Origin of the sequence: Mycolicibacterium madagascariense, from assembly GCF_010729665.1 — a bacterium.
Lineage (GTDB): Bacteria > Actinomycetota > Actinomycetes > Mycobacteriales > Mycobacteriaceae > Mycobacterium > Mycobacterium madagascariense.
This window is the reverse complement of the sequence record NZ_AP022610.1, coordinates 4,836,074-4,854,069: the sequence shown is the minus strand read 5'-3', so window position 1 is coordinate 4,854,069 and position 17,996 is coordinate 4,836,074. Positions and strand designations below refer to the sequence as shown.

At 68.9% G+C, this 17,996-nt stretch carries 20 protein-coding genes; 13 read left to right on the top strand and 7 right to left on the bottom strand.

Annotation, left to right across the window (positions count from 1 at the left end):
* Positions 1-20: 20 nt before the first annotated feature.
* Positions 21-290: a DUF2530 domain-containing protein gene (locus G6N60_RS22910; protein ID WP_163741551.1), complete on the bottom strand. Its 270-nt coding sequence runs from the start codon at positions 288-290 to the stop codon at positions 21-23.
* Between the two features lie 50 nt (positions 291-340).
* Here G6N60_RS22910 and G6N60_RS22905 point away from each other — a divergent pair, with 50 nt between their 5' ends.
* Genes G6N60_RS22905 through G6N60_RS22895 form a run of 3 tightly spaced genes read left to right on the top strand, consistent with a single transcriptional unit; the run spans position 341 to position 1,915 of the window.
* On the top strand, positions 341-772 hold the full coding sequence (locus tag G6N60_RS22905) for an Rv0880 family HTH-type transcriptional regulator (RefSeq protein WP_163741549.1): 432 nt from the start codon (positions 341-343) through the stop codon (positions 770-772).
* Between the two features lies 1 nt (position 773).
* The gene (locus G6N60_RS22900; RefSeq protein WP_163744411.1) at positions 774-1,589 is read left to right on the top strand and encodes a TrmH family RNA methyltransferase; all 816 of its coding nucleotides are present in this window, start codon (positions 774-776) and stop codon (positions 1,587-1,589) included.
* Between the two features lie 41 nt (positions 1,590-1,630).
* Positions 1,631-1,915, top strand: coding sequence for a DUF2537 domain-containing protein (locus tag G6N60_RS22895; RefSeq protein ID WP_163744409.1), 285 nt, complete (start codon positions 1,631-1,633; stop codon positions 1,913-1,915).
* A gap of 45 nt (positions 1,916-1,960) precedes the next feature.
* Here G6N60_RS22895 and sepH read toward each other — a convergent pair whose 3' ends face one another.
* Entirely contained in the window at positions 1,961-2,737 is a 777-nt protein-coding gene (gene sepH, locus G6N60_RS22890) for a septation protein SepH (RefSeq protein WP_163741546.1), read from the bottom strand.
* Positions 2,738-2,825: 88 nt separating this feature from the next.
* Positions 2,826-3,932 carry a phosphoserine transaminase gene (serC, locus tag G6N60_RS22885; protein ID WP_163741544.1) on the bottom strand — a complete coding sequence of 369 codons (1,107 nt, stop codon included), beginning with the start codon at positions 3,930-3,932 and terminating at the stop codon, positions 2,826-2,828.
* Positions 3,933-4,149: 217 nt separating this feature from the next.
* Here serC and G6N60_RS22880 point away from each other — a divergent pair, with 217 nt between their 5' ends.
* Together G6N60_RS22880 and G6N60_RS22875 are read left to right on the top strand one after the other, a co-directional pair.
* Positions 4,150-5,178, top strand: coding sequence for an AurF N-oxygenase family protein (locus tag G6N60_RS22880; RefSeq protein WP_163741542.1), 1,029 nt, complete (start codon positions 4,150-4,152; stop codon positions 5,176-5,178).
* Positions 5,179-5,184: 6 nt separating this feature from the next.
* Positions 5,185-6,846: an FAD-dependent oxidoreductase gene (locus G6N60_RS22875; protein WP_163741540.1), complete on the top strand. Its 1,662-nt coding sequence runs from the start codon at positions 5,185-5,187 to the stop codon at positions 6,844-6,846.
* Positions 6,847-6,920: 74 nt separating this feature from the next.
* Here G6N60_RS22875 and G6N60_RS22870 read toward each other — a convergent pair whose 3' ends face one another.
* Both G6N60_RS22870 and G6N60_RS22865 read right to left on the bottom strand, forming a co-directional pair.
* On the bottom strand, positions 6,921-7,532 hold the full coding sequence (locus G6N60_RS22870) for a maleylpyruvate isomerase N-terminal domain-containing protein (RefSeq protein WP_163741538.1): 612 nt from the start codon (positions 7,530-7,532) through the stop codon (positions 6,921-6,923).
* Entirely contained in the window at positions 7,529-8,656 is a 1,128-nt protein-coding gene (locus G6N60_RS22865; protein ID WP_163741536.1) for a citrate synthase 2, read from the bottom strand. Before G6N60_RS22865 ends, G6N60_RS22870 begins: the two co-directional genes overlap by 4 nt.
* A gap of 129 nt (positions 8,657-8,785) precedes the next feature.
* Here G6N60_RS22865 and pdxH point away from each other — a divergent pair, with 129 nt between their 5' ends.
* The 6 genes from pdxH (at position 8,786) to G6N60_RS22835 (ending at position 14,891) form a co-directional block, all read left to right on the top strand.
* Complete coding sequence (gene pdxH / locus G6N60_RS22860; RefSeq protein WP_163744406.1) at positions 8,786-9,415, top strand: pyridoxamine 5'-phosphate oxidase; 630 nt, start codon at positions 8,786-8,788, stop codon at positions 9,413-9,415.
* 2 nt (positions 9,416-9,417) lie between these two features.
* Positions 9,418-10,677: an MFS transporter gene (locus G6N60_RS22855; RefSeq protein ID WP_163741534.1), complete on the top strand. Its 1,260-nt coding sequence runs from the start codon at positions 9,418-9,420 to the stop codon at positions 10,675-10,677.
* A 161-nt stretch (positions 10,678-10,838) separates the two neighbouring features.
* Positions 10,839-11,516 (top strand): TetR family transcriptional regulator, encoded by a 678-nt coding sequence (locus G6N60_RS22850; protein WP_163741532.1) that lies wholly within the window; start codon positions 10,839-10,841, stop codon positions 11,514-11,516.
* A 64-nt stretch (positions 11,517-11,580) separates the two neighbouring features.
* Positions 11,581-12,894 carry a citrate synthase gene (locus G6N60_RS22845; RefSeq protein WP_163741530.1) on the top strand — a complete coding sequence of 438 codons (1,314 nt, stop codon included), beginning with the start codon at positions 11,581-11,583 and terminating at the stop codon, positions 12,892-12,894.
* A 136-nt stretch (positions 12,895-13,030) separates the two neighbouring features.
* Positions 13,031-14,467, top strand: coding sequence for an MFS transporter (locus tag G6N60_RS22840; protein ID WP_163744404.1), 1,437 nt, complete (start codon positions 13,031-13,033; stop codon positions 14,465-14,467).
* The gene (locus G6N60_RS22835; RefSeq protein ID WP_163741528.1) at positions 14,457-14,891 is read left to right on the top strand and encodes a MarR family winged helix-turn-helix transcriptional regulator; all 435 of its coding nucleotides are present in this window, start codon (positions 14,457-14,459) and stop codon (positions 14,889-14,891) included. The genes G6N60_RS22840 and G6N60_RS22835 overlap by 11 nt, the downstream gene beginning before the upstream one ends.
* Here G6N60_RS22835 and G6N60_RS22830 read toward each other — a convergent pair.
* Both G6N60_RS22830 and G6N60_RS22825 read right to left on the bottom strand, forming a co-directional pair.
* Positions 14,888-16,447 carry a phytoene desaturase family protein gene (locus G6N60_RS22830; protein ID WP_163741525.1) on the bottom strand — a complete coding sequence of 520 codons (1,560 nt, stop codon included), beginning with the start codon at positions 16,445-16,447 and terminating at the stop codon, positions 14,888-14,890. The genes G6N60_RS22835 and G6N60_RS22830 overlap by 4 nt on opposite strands.
* 8 nt (positions 16,448-16,455) lie before the next feature.
* Positions 16,456-16,716, bottom strand: a complete 261-nt coding sequence (locus G6N60_RS22825) for a DUF2630 family protein (RefSeq protein ID WP_246240957.1) — start codon at positions 16,714-16,716, stop codon at positions 16,456-16,458.
* A 31-nt stretch (positions 16,717-16,747) separates the two neighbouring features.
* On the opposite strand from G6N60_RS22825, the gene G6N60_RS22820 reads away from it, so the two are divergent.
* Positions 16,748-17,110 carry an FKBP-type peptidyl-prolyl cis-trans isomerase gene (locus G6N60_RS22820; protein ID WP_163741521.1) on the top strand — a complete coding sequence of 121 codons (363 nt, stop codon included), beginning with the start codon at positions 16,748-16,750 and terminating at the stop codon, positions 17,108-17,110.
* 8 nt (positions 17,111-17,118) lie between these two features.
* Positions 17,119-17,994, top strand: a complete 876-nt coding sequence (gene arfA / locus G6N60_RS22815; RefSeq protein WP_163741519.1) for a channel-forming protein ArfA/OmpATb — start codon at positions 17,119-17,121, stop codon at positions 17,992-17,994.
* Positions 17,995-17,996: the final 2 nt, after the last annotated feature.

The window sequence follows — 17,996 nt, the reverse complement described above, 5'->3', positions numbered from 1 at the left end:
CCCCATGCGGTCGCGAGCCGTCACTGCAGCCCCCGTTGCGCTCCTCGCGCACCCCGGCGGACGGCACTGCGCTGCCACAGGAAGATCGACGTGCCGACCACTCCGACGCCGAGTCCGGCCACCGACACCGGTCGCCAATCGTGCAGCGCCGGCACCGCGAAGGCCAACACCGCGGCGACGAGCCAACCCGACGCGATGACGTAGATGACGGGCCACGGCCGCAGGAGGACTTCCGGCAGCGGCGGGGCGACCGGTGGATCGGCAGACGGTGTCGGTGTCGTCGGGTCCATTGCCGACCAACCTAGTGGATTCGCTTCCCGGTGTCGGTACTGTTTGCGTCGTGACGGACCCGGAGGCGCGGCTGGCGAGCGATCTTTCCCTGGCCGTGTTGCGGTTGGCGCGGCAGCTGCGGTTCCGGCGGCCGGACTCGCCGGTGTCGTTGTCTCAGCTGTCGGCACTCTCGACGTTGGACAAGGACGGCCCGATGACGCCGGGCGCGTTGGCAATCCGCGAACGCGTGCGGCCGCCGTCGATGACCCGGGTCATCGCTTCCCTCGCGGAGTTGGGCTTCGTCGACCGCTGTGCGCATCCCGACGACGGACGTCAGGTGCTGGTGTCGGTGTCACCCCAGGGGCACGAGTTGATGGAGGTCGAGCGCCGCGCCAGCCAGGAATGGTTGCAGCAGCGGCTGGCCCAACTCGCCCCGGCCGAACGCAAGACACTGCTCGCGGCCGCCGACCTGATGTTCGCCATCGTGGACGAAGGAACGTGAGCTGAGCCAGGTCATCGACGTCGACGATCCCGGTGACCCTCGGCTCGACGACTTTCGCGATCTCAACAGCATCGACCGCAGGCCGGATCTGCCCAGCGGCAAGGGTCTGGTCATCGCCGAGGGCGTGCTGGTGGTGCAGCGGATGCTGGCGTCGCGGTTCGAGCCGAGGGCGTTCCTCGGCACGGATCGCCGGCTCGGCGAGCTGGGCGCCGATCTCGACGGGTCCGACGCGCCCTTCTATCGGGCGAGTGCGGAGGTGATGGCGGACGTGATCGGCTTTCACCTCAACCGCGGAGTGCTGGCAGCGGCGCCCCGGCCGCCGGAGCTGTCGCTGCCGCAGGTCCTCGACGGTGCACGCACGGTTGCGGTGCTCGAAGGCGTGAACGATCACGAGAACCTCGGCTCGGTGTTCCGCAATGCAGCGGGCCTGGGTGTCGACGGCGTGGTGTTCGGGGTCGGCTGCGCCGATCCGCTCTATCGGCGCGCCGTGCGGGTGTCGATGGGGCACGCATTGCTGGTGCCCTACGCCTGGTCGGCAGACTGGCCGGTAGATCTCGACGTGTTGCGGGACAACGGTTTTCGAGTCCTGGCGATGACGCCGAACCCGGCGGCGCAGACGCTCGCCGCGGCGATGAAAGCCCTCGTCGACGAGCGGGTGGCCATCCTGGTCGGTGCCGAGGGGCCGGGTCTGACGGAGCGGACGATGCGGGCCAGCGACGCGCGGGTGAGGATCCCGATGTCGCGCGGTACGGATTCGCTGAACGTCGCCACCGCCGCGGCGATGGCGTTCTATGAGCGGGTTAGGGTGGCGACGTGAGCGACGAGGAGCCCCTGCGGACGCGAGGTGCAGACGACGTCCTGCGGCCGCGAGGAGAGACGCCCTGGGGGACGGGGCTGACGGTCGCGGCGTTCGTCGCGGCGGTGACGGCCGGCGCGATCGTGGTGCTCAGCTTGGGGTTGACCCGCGTGAACCCGTTGCTCGCCGTCGGGCTGAACCTGGTGGCGGTCGGCGGGCTGGCTCCGACGGTGTGGAGTTGGCGCACTCGGCCGGTGTGGCGGTGGTTCGTCCTCGGCGCCGGCGTCGGAGTGGTGATCGGCTGGCTGGCGCTGGTGGGGATGGTTCTGGAAAGCCTTGCGCGATAACCGATTCGAGATCGGCCGGCACGTCCACACGCCTGGGGTAGCGCCCTAGGGCTGGGTGGCTGAGCGCACTCCGAGCAGGACGTCTTCCCAACCGGGCACCTCGGCCCGCTTCTTCCGCGAGCGGGGCTTGGGCGCTGGTTCCGGGGTCGGCTCGGGTTCGGGAGCCGCCACCGGCGGTTCGGGAATCGCCAGGTCCAATGTCGGCACGGGAGCAACCGAGCGCAGTGGCGGGCGGTCGAAGTTGGGATCGATCAGCTCGGCCGCCGCGTCGTCGAATGCCGTCGCGGTGCCACCGTGCGCACCCGGGGTGAAGCGGAAGTGGGCGACGTTGTCCGAGCGGCCGGCCTTCCACGCCAGCTGCACGGTCCAGCGACCGTCCTCGTTGCGCCAGGCGTCCCACGCCGTCGCGTCGGGGTCGAGACCGCGTGCCACCAGCGCCGTCGTCACCGTCTCGAGCAGCGTGAAGACCGCGGGTCCGTCGGCCAGCATGGGGTGCGCCGCCGTGGCGAGTTCAGCCGCCCGCGAGCGCTCCAGCAGCACGGGATGAGCGAAGCGTTCGACGCGGGCCGCGTCGACGCCCGCCGCGCTCGCCACCTGTTCGACGGATGCGCCCGCGCGGATCCGGGATTGAATCTCCTTGGGCGTCAGCACGTTCGGGACCTCGACATCGACGGGAATGGGGGCGGCTGGGGCGCGTTCACCGCTGAGCGCGGCGCGCAGGCGTTCGCTGGGGAAGAGGATGAACTTGTCGCCTGAATCGGCCGCCTCGCAAATGATGCGTGTGCCGTCGACGTCGAGTCCGACGACCTTCAACTCCCGCATGTGCGACCTCCTAGGGCGGCTCAACGGCCCACCCTACTTCGTCATCACCTCGTGACCGCGCTGACACGCGGGCGATATCCCGCAGACTTCAGAGGCGTTCGACGACCCAGTCCACGCAGGCCGTCAGCGCACTGACGTCGTCGGGTTCCACGGCCGGGAACATCGCCACGCGCAGCTGGTTGCGGCCGAGCTTGCGGTAGGGCTCGGTGTCCACGATGCCGTTCGCTCGAAGAACCTTGGCGACCGCCGCGGCGTCGACCTGCTCGTCGAAGTCGATGGTGCCCACCACCTGCGACCGCAACGCCGCGTCGGCGACGAACGGCGTCGTGTAGCTGGTGGCCTCGGCCCAGGAGTACAGCCGCTGCGAGGAGTCCGCCGTGCGCTTGACCGCCCAGTCGAGGCCGCCGTTGCCGTTGAGCCAGTCCAGCTGAGCGGCCATGAGGACCAGCGTGCCGATCGCCGGGGTGTTGTACGTCTGGTTCTTCAGGCTGTTGTCGATGGCGATGGGCAGCGACAGGAAGTCGGGCACCCAGCGGCCCGCCGTCGCGATCTGCTCGACCCTGGCCAGCGCGGCCGGGCTCATGATCGCCAGCCAGAGCCCGCCGTCGGAGGCGAAGTTCTTCTGCGGCGCGAAGTAGTAGGCGTCGGTGTCGGCGATGTCGACGGGCAGCCCGCCCGCCGCCGACGTGGCGTCGATGACCACCAGCGCATCGCCCGCCGGTCGCTCGACGGGGACGGCGACGCCGGTCGACGTCTCGTTGTGCGCCCACGCCACCACGTCCACCGAGGGATCGGACTGCGGTTGCGGGGCGCTGCCGGGGTCGGCATTGACGATGATGGGGTCCCCGACGAACGGGTTCGCGGCGACGGCCGAGGCGAACTTCGCGCTGAATTCGCCGAAGGTCAGGTGCAGCGAGCGCTGATCGATCAGGCCGAACGCCGCCGCGTCCCAGAACGCCGTCGAGCCACCATTGCCGAGGATGACCTCGTAGCCGTCGGGCACCGAGAACAGCTGCCGCACGCCATCGCGGACGCGACCGACCAGATTCTTCACCGGCGCCTGGCGGTGCGAGGTGCCGAACAGATGCCCCCCGTCGGCCAGAGCCTGCAATTGCTCGGGGCGTACCTTCGACGGGCCGGATCCGAAGCGTCCGTCGGCGGGCTTGAGTTCGGCGGGAATCACGAGGTCGGACATGGTTACTTACCCTAATCCCCGTCGCTCCGCTCGCCTCAGGCCCTCATTCGAGCAGCCAGGAAGCCGCCCGCGCAGACCCTTCACGTGAGCTGAGTCACATGTGACGTAGGCAACCCGGTCAGCCCACATCCAGGAAGAAGTCCTGTTCAATTCGTGGGACCTCCGGTACCGTAGTGGACAGCAAGCCCAGGAATGTAAACCCCACGGGAGGCATCACATGGCTGTCAAGGCACCACGGACGCGCATCATCCGCCGCTGGCGGAAGAACATGGACGTCCTCGACGACACCACCTACGTGAACACGCTGACCACGCTGTCCGAGGGGTCGGTGCGGCGCAACTTCAACCCGTACACCGACATCGACTGGAACTCGCCGGAGTTCGCCGTCGTGCCGAACGACGAGCGGTGGATCCTGCCGGCGACCGACCCGATCGGCCAGCACCCCTGGTACCAGTCGCAGTCGAAGGAACGGCAGATCGAGATCGGCATGTGGCGTCAGGCAAACGTCGCGAAGGTCGGTCTGCACTTCGAGTCCATCCTGATCCGCGGGCTGATGGAGTACGCGTTTTGGACGCCCAACGGCTCACCGGAGTACCGGTACTGCCTGCACGAGGCCGTCGAGGAGTGCAACCACACCCTGATGTTCCAGGAGATGGTCAACCACATCGGCGCCGACGTGCCGGGCATGCCGCGACTGCTGAAGTGGGTCCAGCCGTTCATCCCGCTGGTCGCCGGACCGCTGCCGATTCCGTTCTGGTTCGGCATCCTCGCCGGCGAGGAGCCGATCGACCACACCCAGAAGAACGTGCTGCGCGAGGGCAAGACCCTGCACCCAATCATGGAGCGGGTCATGGCGATTCACGTCGCCGAGGAGGCCAGGCACATCTCGTTCGCGCACGAATACCTACGCAAGCGCGTGCCGAACCTGCCCCGCCGCAAGCGATTCTGGCTGTCGCTCTACGTGCCGGTGGTGATGCGCGTGCTGTGCTCGGCGATCATCGTGCCGCCGCGGGCGTTCTGGAAGGAATTCGACATCCCACGCTCGGTGCGCAAGGAGATCTTCTTCAAGTCTCCGCAGTCGCGCCAGATGCTGCGTGACATGTTCGGAGACGTCCGAATGCTGTGCAAGGACACCGGTTTGATGAACCCGATCGCGAAGCTGATCTGGCGGATCTGCCGCATCGACGGCGAACCCAGCCGCTACCGCAGCGAGCCGCAGCGGCAGCATCTGGTCACGGTCGCGTAAGACCCGATGCCCCATGTGATCACCCAGTCGTGTTGCAGCGACGGGTCCTGTGTCTACGCGTGCCCGGTCAACTGCATCCATCCCTCACCGGATGAGCCGGGCTTCGCGACGGCGGAAATGCTGCACATCGATCCGGTAGCGTGCGTGGATTGCGGCGCGTGCGTGTCGGCGTGTCCGGTCGGGGCGATCGCTCCCGATACGCGACTGGAGCCCAAGCAGTTGCCGTTCGTCGAGCTGAACGCGTCGTTCTATCCCAAGCGCGAGGGCAAGCTGCCGCCGACCTCGAAGCTGGCCCCCGTCCTGGAGGCGCCGAAGGTGAACCCGCGGCCCGGTGGTCCGCTCACCGTGGCGATCGTCGGGTCGGGGCCCGCGGCGATGTACGCGGCCGACGAGCTGTTGACGCAGCGGGGCGTGCGGGTCAACGTCTTCGAAAGACTGCCCACGCCATACGGTTTGGTGCGCGCGGGGGTCGCTCCCGATCACCAGACGACCAAGCGCGTGACGACGCTGTTCGACCGGGTGTCGCGGCAACGGGGTTTCACGTTCTTCCTCAACGTCGAAGTGGGCAAGCACCTCTCGCACGCCGAGCTGGCGCGGCATCACCACGCCGTGCTGTATGCCGTTGGTGCGCCCACGGACAAGCGGCTCGACGTCGAGGGCATGGGCCTCCCGGGCAGCGGTACCGCCACCGAGATGGTGGCGTGGATCAACGGGCATCCCGAATTCACCGATCTCGCCGTCGATCTCGGCTCCGAACGCATCGTCGTCGTCGGCAACGGCAACGTAGCGCTGGACGTCGCGCGGATCCTGACCACCGATCCCGACGTGCTGGCGCGGACCGACGTGTCCGATCACGCGCTCGCGGCGCTGCGCGAGTCCCGCGTCCGGGAGGTCGTGGTCGCCGCCCGGCGGGGACCCGCGGCGTCGGCGTTCACCCTGCCCGAGCTGATCGGGCTGACGGCGACCCACGAGGTGGTGCTGTCCGCCGTGGACCGCGAGCTGGTGCTGCACGACCTCGAACGAGAGTCGGATCCGTTGACCCGCAACAAACTCGAGGTGCTCGCCACGCTGGGTGATGCGGCCGCGCCCGCCACGGCGCCCCGGATCCGGCTCGCCTACCGACTGACTCCGCACCGCCTGCTGGGCACCGATCGCGTTTCCGGCGTCGAGTTCACCGTCACCGGGACCGACGAGGTCGTGCAGATCGATGCGGGGATGGTGCTCACGTCGATCGGCTACCGCGGCAAGCCCATTCGCGATCTGCCGTTCGACGAGGAGAGGGCCGTCGTGCCCAACGAGAACGGACGGGTCGTCGACACGCCGGGCACCTACGTCGCCGGCTGGATCAAGCGCGGTCCCACCGGTTTCATCGGTACCAACAAGTCGTGTGCGGCACAGACCGTGCACCAGCTCGTCGCCGACTACAACGACGGCGTGCTGGCTGATCCGGTCGCCCGCCCGGGCGCACTGGAGAAGTTGGTCAGGGCCCGCCAGCCCGCCCTTGTCGACGCGGCGGGGTGGCGGGCCATCGACCGGGCGGAGATCGAGCGCGGCGGGGACGACCGCCCGCGCGACAAGTTCACCGCGATTCCCGACATGCTCGCGGCCGCGGCGACGGCGCCCGCCCCGTCACTCGGGCAGCGGCTGCTCGCGGGACTGCGCCTCTAGGGCCTGCGTCGAGCGAGCGCTGACAGTCGAATTCGTGGCCCCAAGCGACTGTGGGCGCTATCTGAACGTGTGGGTCAGACGACGGAGAAGGACGGCGGCAGCTGGGTGCGACCGGTGAGCGCCATCAGGACCGTCTCGGCCGTGCCGAGGGCCACGCTGATGCGGGCGGCGAGCACCGTCGCCTCGGCGAGCACTTCGTCGGGGATGGCGACGTCGACGCCGGTGGCGGCAATGAGGTCCAGGCCGTGCACCGCGAGTTCGAAGACCCTGGTGGGCAGGTAGCTGCTCAGCTTGATGCCCAGTCCGCCGATGACCTCGATCAGCGGATCGTCGACGTCGGCGAGTTCGCCGAGCACCCGCTGCACCAGCGCGTCGACGGCGGCTGCGGGATCGGCGCCGAGGTCGCGGCCGGCCTGCCGCCCGCGCTCGGCGACCGCGTCACCACCCATGCCCGCGGCGTAGTCGCGCATCCTGACGTAGTAGTCGACCGCGTCGGGAACGTCCTCGTGGTCGGCGTGGGTCTGCAGGTAGGTGCTGACGGTCGTCAGCGACCGCGACGTGTGCCCGACGAGCGACCGGACGTCCCACACCCCGAGAGCTGGCTGCTCCCAAGCGCTTTCGGGAATTGCGCGCACCAGTTCGGCGAACGCTCCGGCCGCCGACGCGTAGGTCTGGAAGCTCGTCACGATGCGCGGAGCTCGTCCCACCCCTCGACGGACTCCGGACCGCGGGGCCCGGGCCCGACGTAGATGGCGGCGGGGCGGACCAGCTTGCCGAGGCGCTTCTGCTCGAGGATGTGCGCACACCAGCCCGCGGTGCGCCCGCAGGTGAACATCGCCGGCATCATCGTCGGTGGGACGCCGGCGAAGTCGAGGATGACGGCGGCCCAGAACTCGACGTTGGTCTCGATCGCGCGGTCGGGTCGCCGTTCGCGCAATTCGGCCAGCGCGGCCTGCTCGAGGGCGGCGGCCACCTCGTACCGCGGTGCCCCCAACCGCTGGGCGGTCGCCCGCAGGACGCGGGCCCGCGGGTCCTCGGCGCGGTAGACCCGGTGCCCGAAGCCCATGAGTTTGTCCTTGCGGTCGAGGATTCCCTTGACCACGGCGGCGGCGTCCCCGGTGCTCTCGACCTCGTCGATCATCGGCAGCACGCGGGCGGGCGCGCCGCCGTGCAGTGGGCCGCTCATCGCGCCGACCGCACCGGACAGCGACGCGGCGACGTCGGCACCCGTCGAGGCGATCACCCGTGCGGTGAACGTCGAGGCGTTCATGCCGTGCTCGGCGGCGGTCACCCAGTAGGCGTCGATGGCCTCGACGTGCCGCGGATCGGGCTCGCCCTTCCACCGCGTCATGAAACGTTCTGTGACGGTGGCACATTCGTCGATGGTGCGCTGCGAGACCGCGGGCTGGTGGATGCCGCGGGCGGACTGCGCGACGTAGGACAGCGCCATCACCGAGGCGCGGGCGAGCTGATCGCGCGCGGTGTCGTCGTCGATGTCGAGCAACGGTTGGTAACCCCAGATGGGCGCGAGCATGGCCAGGCCGGCCTGCACGTCGACGCGGACGTCACCGGTATGGATGGGCAGCGGAAAGGGTTCCGCGGGTACTAGACCCCGGCCGAACCGACCGTCGACCAGCAGCGCCCACACGTCGCCGAAGGTGACGTGCTGAGCAACCAGATCCTCGATGTCCACGCCGCGGTAGCGCAGCGCGCCGCCATCCTTGTCCGGTTCGGCGATCTGCGTAGTGAAGGCGACCACGCCTTCGAGGCCCTCGACGAATCCCTCGGGAACGGCGGACACGCTAGTCATGGGCCGATTCTCGCACCCGAACCGGCTCGCACCGCTACCGGTCGGCAGGCGGGGCCGGGCCCGGTGGGCGTAGCGTTTCCCGACGTGGTTCGGAACGACGTCGACGATGATCGGGAACACCTGGCGCGCATGCGCGTCGAGTACGGCTCCCCGGAGAAGGACGGCAGTCCCGACCTCGACGTGGACTGGCTCGCCGACGGATGGATCACCCTGTTGCGCAAGTGGTTAGCCGATGCCGAGGACGCCGGAATCGCCGAGGCCAACGCCATCGTCGTCGGCACGGTCGACGCCGAGGGCAGGCCGGCCACCCGCACCGTGCTGTGCAAGGGCGTGGACGAGACCGGCATCACGTTCTATACCAACTACGACTCCGCCAAGGGTGGGCAGCTCGGTGCGACGCCGTACGCGTCGGCCACGTTCCCGTGGTACGCGCTGGGCCGCCAGGTCCACGTCCGCGGGCCGGTGCGCAAGGTCGCGCCGGAGGTGACGGCGGCCTACTGGGCCAAGCGGCCGCGCGGCTCGCAGCTCGGGGCGTGGGCATCGGACCAGTCCCGCCCCATCGGGTCCCGCGCCGATCTGCGCCGCAAACTCGCCGAGGTGACCGAGCGCTTTGCCGACGCCGACCCCGTTCCGGTGCCGGACCACTGGGGCGGCTACGTCATCGCACCCGAGGAGGTCGAGTTCTGGCAGGGCCGGGAGAACCGCCTGCACAACCGGATTCGGGTGACCGGGGCCGTCGTCGAACGACTGCAGCCCTAGGGGTGGCGGGGCTCTTCGCCGACACCACACCGCTGCGGACACCGGACTTCCGCAGGCTGTGGCTCTCGGGCATCGTCACGGTCATCGGCGCAAATCTCACGATCTTCGCCGTTCCCGTTCAGCTGTACGCGCTGACGCAGAATTCGGCCTACGTCGGGCTGTCGGGCATCTTCGCGCTGGTGCCGCTGGTGGTGTTCGGCCTGTGGGGCGGCGCGTGGGCCGATGCGATGGACCGCAGGCTGTTGCTGGTCATCGCGTCGATCGGGTTGGCCGTGTCGTCGGTGCTGCTGTGGCTGCAGGCGGCGCTGGGGCTCGACGACGTGTGGGTGGTGCTGGGTCTGCTGTCGGTGCAGCAGGCGTTCTTCGCGATCAACCAGCCGACGCGGTCGGCCTCCATCCCGCGCATGCTGCCGCTCGACCAGCTACCCGCGGCGAACTCGCTGAACATGACCGTCATGCAGTTCGGCGCCATCGTCGGACCGCTGCTGGCCGGTGTGCTGCTGCACTTCGTCGACCTCTCCACGCTGTACGCCATCGACGCGCTGACGTGCCTCGCCCCGATCTGGGCGACGCTGCGGCTGGCCAAGATGCCGCCGACCGAGATCGTCGAGGGGGCGTCGCGCTGGGGCTTCGGGGCGGTGTTCGACGGCTTTCGCTATCTGGCGGGCAACCGCGTCGTGCTGATGTCGTTCGTCGTGGACCTCATCGCGATGATCTTCGGCATGCCGCGGGCGCTCTTCCCGCAGATGGCCCACCAGAGTTTCGGCGGGCCGGTCGAGGGCGGTACCACCATGGCGTTGCTGTCGTCGGCCATCGCGGTGGGCGCCGTCGCGGGCGGGGTGTTCTCTGGTTGGTTGCCCCGGATTCATCGGCAGGGGCTCGTCGTCGTCGTCTCCATCGTCGTGTGGGGTGCGGCGATGTGTGGTTTCGGTCTCGCCGCCGGGCTGGCCGGCGGGCGGGTCAACGCGTTGCTGTGGGCCGCGCTGGCGTTCTTGGCGATCGGGGGAGCGGCCGACATGGTGTCGTCGGCCTTCCGCAACACGATCCTGCAGCAGGCGGCCTCCGACGAGTTGCGGGGTCGACTGCAGGGCGTGTTCACCGTGGTCGTCGCGGGTGGGCCGCGTCTCGCCGACGCCGTGCACGGCGCGTCGGCGGCAATCGTCGGGACGACGGTGACCGCGGCGGGCGGAGGTGCCCTCGTCGTCGTCGGCGTCGTGCTCGCTGCGTTGCTGGTGCCCGCCTTCGTCCGCTACCGGGTGTAGACCTGCGTTCCCCGTTTCGCATGTAGAAGCGGGTTAACATCGTCTCGTGGCCGAGGGAGCGAACGCATCGGGACTTCGCGACCGCGAGGAGATTCCGACGCGAACCGTTCTGGCGTCCCACCCGAAGTGTCCACCGTCGGGGGCCGACTACGAGCGGGTGTATGGCTGACGCACCATTTGGCCTGAGGGAACGCAAGAAGCTCCGGACCCGCGCCACGCTGATCGAGGCGGCGGCCGAGCTGTGTCTCAAGCAGGGCTACGACAACACCACCGTCGAGCAGATCGCTGCGGCGGCCGACGTCTCACCGCGGACCTTCAGCCGGTACTTCCCTACGAAGGAGTCCGTCGTCGCGGCGATGACCGGTGACATGGACGAGTACCTCGCCGCCGCCCTGGACCGGCAGCCCACCGACATCACCGAGTACGAGGCGCTGCTGCGCTCGCATCTGGAGGTGTTCGCTCCCGAGCGGGGGCACCACACCCCGGGCTTCAAGCGGATGGCCGTCCTCATCCAGATCATCAACAACGCCGAGTCGCTGCGATCGTCGGCCTTCCTGCATCAGCGGTCGGTAGAGGTGCGCACCGCCTTCGTCGTCATGGGCCGGCGGCTCGGCGTGCCCGCCACCGATCCCGCCGTGCGGATGATCGGCGACGCGTGGACGGTGCTGTTCGCCAACGCCTTCGCCGGCTTGGGTCTGCCCGGGCACGACCCACTCGAACCGCAGGTGCTGTGCGACCGCCTCCGGGCCCAGTACGAGCTGTTTCGGCGGACCTGGACGCCGATGGCGAGCGGGGGAACGTGCGAGGGCCAACCCCCCGCAAGCGCACCAAACCGATAGCGACTACCTTCCACTAGTGACGGACAGCTTCGTTCCGGTCGACGACACCGTAGAAGGGGTTAACGTGCCCGAAGACTCCAGTCCCCGCTCTGATTCGGACGAGGTGGCCACCCTCCACTACCCGGGGGGCGAGATCGACCTGGAGATCGTGAAGGCGACCGAGGGAGCCGACGGGATCGCACTGGGCTCGCTGTTGGCCAAGACCGGATACACCACGTTCGACGGCGGCTTCGTCAACACGTCCTCGACGAAGAGCTCGATTTGCTACATCGACGGCGACGCCGGCATCCTGCGCTACCGCGGCTACCCCATCGAGCAGCTGGCGGAGAAGTCCACGTTCATCGAGGTCAGCTACCTCCTCATCTACGGTGAACTGCCGACGGCCGACGAGTTGGAGAAGTTCACCACCCAGATTCAGCGGCACACCCTGCTGCACGAGGACCTCAAGCGCTTCTTCGACGGGTTCCCGCGCAACGCGCACCCGATGCCCGTGCTGTCCAGCGCGGTAAACGCCCTCTCGGCCTACTACCCGGACTCGGTGGACCCGCTGGACAAGGAGCAGGTCGAGCTGTCGACGATCCGGCTGCTCGCGAAGCTCCCGACGATTGCGGCGTATGCCTACAAGAAGTCGGTCGGGCAGCCGTTCCTGTACCCGGACAATTCGTTGACGCTGGTCGAGAACTTCCTGCGGATGACGTTCGGCTTCCCCGCCGAGCCCTACGAGGTCGACCCCGAGATCGTCCGCGCGCTGGACCTGCTGCTGATCCTGCACGCCGACCACGAGCAGAACTGCTCGACGTCGACGGTGCGTCTAGTCGGGTCGTCGCAAGCCAACCTGTTCACGTCGATCTCCGGCGGCATCAACGCGCTGTGGGGTCCGCTGCACGGCGGCGCCAACCAGGCCGTGCTGGAGATGCTCGAGAAGATCCGCTCCGGTGACGACGACGTGGCGACCTTCGTCAAGAAGGTGAAGAACCGCGAAGAGGGCGTGAAGCTGATGGGCTTCGGGCACCGCGTCTACAAGAACTACGATCCGCGGGCCCGCATCGTCAAGGAGCAGGCGGACAAGATCCTCGGCAAGCTCGGCGTCAACGACGAGTTGCTCGACATCGCCAAGCAACTGGAGGAGTTCGCGCTGACCGACGACTTCTTCGTCGAGCGCAAGCTCTACCCCAACGTCGACTTCTACACCGGGGTGATCTACCGCGCGATGGGCTTCCCGACGCGGATGTTCACGGTGCTCTTCGCCCTCGGCCGGCTGCCCGGCTGGATCGCGCACTGGCGTGAGATGCACGAGTCGCCGAGCAAGATCGGGCGCCCGCGCCAGATCTACACCGGCTACACCGAGCGGGACTACTCCGACATGGGCAGCCGCTAACCCTTTCTCCGCGAGCGGACGTAAACGGCCCTCGATCGGGCGGATTCAGGGCCGTTTGTGTCTGCTGGGCCACAGGTGGTTGTGCCGCGGATACTTGTAAGTCGACAATAGTTGTGTGAATACAAGCATCGACACGCTGACGCCTCGGCGTAAGGCCATCATCCTGGTGTCCTGCTGTCTGAGTCTGCTGATCGTGTCGATGGACGCCACGATCGTCAACGTCGCGATTCCCAGCATCCGCACCGATCTGCATGCATCGCCGTCGCAACTGCAGTGGGTGGTCGACGTCTACACGCTGGTGTTGGCGTCGCTGCTCATGCTGTCGGGCGCGACGGGGGACCGGTTCGGGAGACGGCGGGTGTTCCAGATCGGCCTCGTCGTGTTCGCCGTCGGCTCGCTGATGTGCAGCCTGGCGCCCAACATCGAGACGCTGATCATGGCACGGCTCTTGCAGGCCATCGGCGGTTCGATGCTGAATCCCGTTGCACTGTCGATCATTTCGCAGGTCTTCACCGAACGCGTCGAGCGCGCCCGGGCCCTCGGATTCTGGGGCGCGGTGGTGGGCATCTCGATGGCGCTCGGACCCGTCGTCGGGGGTTTCCACATCGAGCTGATCAGCTGGCGCGCGGTGTTCTGGATCAACCTGCCAATCTGTGCGGCCGCGGTCGTCCTCACCGCGATCTTCGTGCCCGAGACGAAGTCGGCGACGATGCGCAACATCGACCCGATCGGCCAGGGCCTGGCGGTGCTCTTCCTCTTCGGCGTCGTCTTCACCCTCATCGAGGGCCCCGGCTACGGCTGGAGCAACCCGCGCGTCGTCGCGGTGGCGGTGGTCGCGCTGATCTCCTTCGCCGCCTTCCTGCGGTACGAGGCCAGGCGCCACGACCCGTTCATCGATCTGCGCTTCTTCCGCAGCATCCCGTTCGCCGGCGCCACCGTCACCGCGATCTGCGCGTTCTCGGCGTGGGGTGCGTTCCTGTTCATGATGTCGCTGTACCTGCAGTCCGAGCGCGGGTACTCGGCCATGCACACCGGCCTCATCTACGCGCCGATAGCCGTTGGCGCCCTGGTGTTCTCGCCCATCTCCGGCCGGATGGTCGGGCGGTTCGGCGCCCGTCCCTCGCTGCTGACGGCCGGCGTCCTGATCACCACCGCATCGGTCCTGCTGACCTTCCTGACCAAGGACACCCCGGTGTGGGGCCTCCTGGTGATCTTCGCCGTGTTCGGCAGCGGGTTCTCCATGGTGAACGCCCCGATCACCAACGCGGCGGTCAGCGGGATGCCGCTGGACCGCGCCGGTGCGGCCTCGGCGGTGACGTCGACCAGCCGCCAGATCGGCGTGAGCATCGGTGTGGCGCTGTGCGGTTCTATCGCGGGGTCGGCGATCGCGCACACGGGGGCCGACTTCGCGGCGTCCGCGCGGCCGCTGTGGTTCGTCTTCGTCGCGATCGGCGTCGTCATCACCGTGCTCGGGTTCCTCTCGACGACGCCGCGGGCGTTCCAATCGGCGGAACGCCTCGCGCCGTTGATCTCCGGCACGGCCGCCCCCAAGGTCGGCGTCCATGCCGGCTGACACCACCGCCGATCATCGGCTCGCCGACGAGGTCTGGCGGACGATGGCCGCGGTGGTCTTCGACAACCGCGACGCGTGGAAGCGCGACGTCATCGACACCACCGGGCTGCCGTTCAGCAGGGTCAGGGTGTTGCGCCGGCTCGCCAAGCGCGCGATGACGGCCACCGAGATCGCGGAGGCCGCAACGATGGATGCGCCGGCCACCAGCGTGGCGGTCAACGATCTCGAGGACCGCGGCCTCGTCGTGCGGACGGCGCATCCGACGAACCGACGGTGCAAGGTGATCTCGCTGACCGACGCTGGTCGTCGCGTCGTGGCCACGATCGAGGGGATCGACGACCCGGCGCCCGAGCCGTTCACCGCGCTGAGCGCCTCCGAACTGGAGACGCTTCGAACGATCCTGGCGAAACTGACTGGGAACTAACCGCTTTCGAGTACCGCCATGGCGGCATTGTGGCCGCCGACGCCCGACACCGCGCCGCCGCGTCGAGACCCGGAACCGCAGAGCAGGATGCGGTCGTGCTCGGTGGCCACCCCCCAGCGCCGGGCCGGCGTGTCCAGCGGATCGTCGTCCTCGGCGAACGGCCAGTGCAGCCCACCGTGGAAGATGTGCCCCGCGGTCATGTTCAGCGTGGCCTCCAGGTCCGCGGTGGTCTTGGTCTCGATACAGGGCCGCCCGTGCGCGTCGGTAAGCAGGACGTCCTGAATGGGTTCGGCCAGAACGGAATTCAGTGATGCGAGGATGGCATCGGTGAGTGCGGTCCTGGCAGCTTCCGGATCGGCGGCGGCGATGCCGTGCGGGGTGTGCAGGCCGAACACCGTGAGCGTCTGCGCGCCCGCGCGACGCAACTCCTCGGACAGGATGGAGGGGTCGCTGAGGGAGTGGCAATAGATCTCGCACGGCAGCGGAGCGGCAATCTCACCGGCGAGCGCCGTGTCGTACGCCGAATCCAGTTGCGGCAGAGACTCGTTGACGTGGAATGTGCCGCCGAACGCCTGTTCCGGGGTGACGGCGTCGTCGCGCAGCCGGGGCAGTCGTCTCAGCATCAGGTTCACCTTGACCTGCGACCCCGGTGCACTCTGCGGCGGGGACTCGTCGAGCAACCCGGCCAGCACCGTGGGCGTGACGTTGGACAGCACGAACCGCCCGTGGGCGACGCGCTGCTCGCCGTCGCATCGGTAGTGGACCGACCCACCGGGATCGACCGCGTATACCTCTGCGCCAGTGCATATCTCGGCCCCCTGGGCACGGGCCGCGTCCGCGAGCGCACCGCTGACCGCGCCCATGCCGCCGATGGGCACGTCCCATTCGCCGGTGCCCTGGCCGAGCAGGTGGTAGAGGAAGCAGACGTTCTGCACCAGGGAGTCGGCGTCGGTGCGGGCGAAGGTGCCGATCAGCGCGTCGGTTGCCATCACCCCGCGCACCACGTCGTCGGTGACGGCGTCGGCGATCGCCTTGCCGATCGGTTGCTGCAGCATCGACTGCCAGCCGGCGTCGGCGTCGGGATCACCGCCGGCCAGCACGTGCGCGCGGGCCTGTGACCGCGTCCGAAGGGGTTCCAGCAGAGTCGGCCACAGCGGCTGGGTGACGGCGCGGCAGCGTCGGTAGAACGCGTCGAAACCGGCCGCGTCGGCGCCCGCGCCGATGGCGTCGAAGTCACCGCCGGGCCCGACCAGCAGGCCGGTGCGACCGCCGTCCGCCGGGTGGGGCGTGTAGGACGAGTACCGGCGCCGGGCGAGCCGGACGTGGGCGCCCAGATCGTTGGTGATGCGCGGTGGCAGCAGACTGACCAGATACGAGTAGCGCGAGAGCCGGGCAGCCACCCCGGGGAAGGCCTGCGCCGAGACGGCAGCGCCGCCGACGTGGTCGAGCCGTTCGAGCACGACGACCCGCAGACCGGCCCGCGCCAGGTAACCCGCCGCCACCAGACCGTTGTGACCGCCACCGACGATGACGGCGTCGAACCGGTCGTCCGCCACGGCCCGGCTCAGTTCAGGTAACCCTCGACCTCGTCCTCGGGCCGGACGCTGGCCTGGTCGGGATCCTGGCCCGATTCGCGCAGGGCCCGCCGCTGGCGAAGCAGATCCCAGGCCTGGTCGAGCTGCACCTCGAGCGCCTTCAAGCGCCGATGTTCCTCGGTCTCGTCGATCTCGCGGTGTTGCAGCTTCGCGCGCAGTTCCTTCTCCTCGGCGACGAGTTCGTGCACGCGGGCGAGAATGTTCGAGTCGGTGTTCGGGTCCGTAGCCACCCGACCAGTCTGCCCGACTACGGTGTCAGGCGTGGCCACTAAACCCGAGATCGATTTTCCCGACGGTCCGGCGCCCGCCGAACTCGTCATCGAGGACGTCGTCGTCGGCGACGGCGCCGAGGCAGTGCCCGGCGGCACCGTGACGGTGCACTACGTCGGCGTCGAGTACGACACGGGCGAGGAGTTCGACAGCTCGTGGAACCGCAACGAATCCATCGAGTTCCCGCTGCGCGGCCTCATCGCGGGGTGGCAGGACGGCATCCCCGGAATGCGGGTCGGCGGTCGGCGGAAGCTGACCATTCCGCCCGAGAAGGCCTACGGTCCGGCCGGGTCGGGACACCGCCTGTCGGGCAAGACGTTGATCTTCGTGATCGACCTGCTCGCCGTCCGCTGACGGTCCCCGTGTCGAAACGCCTGCTGGGCGCGCTCGCCCTGGCCCTGCTGCTGCCTCTCGCCGGGTGCGGCGGGTCCTCGGGCAACGCCCCGTCGGCGGCGCCGTCATCGACGACCACGACGTCGGCCGCGGCGGCCGCACCCTACGGCGCCATGACGATCGCGCGGACCGGCAACGGGTTCACGCTGACCGGCGAGGTGCCCGACGAGGCCCTGCTGAAGGGTCTGCCCGATGGGATCAGGCAGGCCATGCCCGGCGCGGTCATCGTCGATCACCTCACCGTCAAGCCCGGTGTAAAACCGCCGGAGTTCGGCGGGCTGGGGGCGCTCTTCGGCACGGCGGTGGAGACCAAGGGCTTCAACGCGACCCTCGCCAACGGCACCGTCACCCTGACCGGTCAGACCGACACCGCGGAAACCCGGGCGGCCGTTGAGGATTCGGCCAAGACGACGTGGCCGAACGCGCCCGTGGTCAACCACATCGAGGTCACCTCGGTGACGCCGGGTCCCGCGCCGGCCGGGTCGTGTGCCGATCTTCGAGCCACCGTGCAGACGCTGTCCGCGACGCCGATCACGTTCGCCACCAACTCCTCCGGTCTGAACGCCGCCGCCAGGGGCGCCGTCGGGCGGATCGCCGACGCGGTCAAGCCGTGCCCGACCGCCAAGCTCGTCGTCACCGGGTACACCGACTCCACCGGTACCGACGCGATCAACGTTCCCCTCAGTGCGGGCCGCGCGTCGGCGGTCGCGAACGCCCTCGTCGCCGATGGCATTCCGAGTGCCAACCTGACGTCCAGCGGTGCCGGGGCGTCGAAACCGTTGGGAGACAACGGCACGCCTGCCGGAAGGGCGCAGAACCGACGCGTCGAGATCACCGTCGGCTGAGA

Coding starts and splice junctions, on each gene's coding strand:
- G6N60_RS22910 (WP_163741551.1), bottom strand. CDS start 290: ATGGACCCGACGACACCGACACCGTCTGCCGATCCACCGGTCGCCCCG.
- sepH (WP_163741546.1), bottom strand. CDS start 2,737: ATGCGGGAGTTGAAGGTCGTCGGACTCGACGTCGACGGCACACGCATC.
- serC (WP_163741544.1), bottom strand. CDS start 3,932: ATGTCCGACCTCGTGATTCCCGCCGAACTCAAGCCCGCCGACGGACGC.
- G6N60_RS22880 (WP_163741542.1), top strand. CDS start 4,150: ATGGCTGTCAAGGCACCACGGACGCGCATCATCCGCCGCTGGCGGAAG.
- G6N60_RS22875 (WP_163741540.1), top strand. CDS start 5,185: ATGCCCCATGTGATCACCCAGTCGTGTTGCAGCGACGGGTCCTGTGTC.
- G6N60_RS22865 (WP_163741536.1), bottom strand. CDS start 8,656: ATGACTAGCGTGTCCGCCGTTCCCGAGGGATTCGTCGAGGGCCTCGAA.
- pdxH (WP_163744406.1), top strand. CDS start 8,786: ATGCGCGTCGAGTACGGCTCCCCGGAGAAGGACGGCAGTCCCGACCTC.
- G6N60_RS22850 (WP_163741532.1), top strand. CDS start 10,839: ATGGCTGACGCACCATTTGGCCTGAGGGAACGCAAGAAGCTCCGGACC.
- G6N60_RS22835 (WP_163741528.1), top strand. CDS start 14,457: ATGCCGGCTGACACCACCGCCGATCATCGGCTCGCCGACGAGGTCTGG.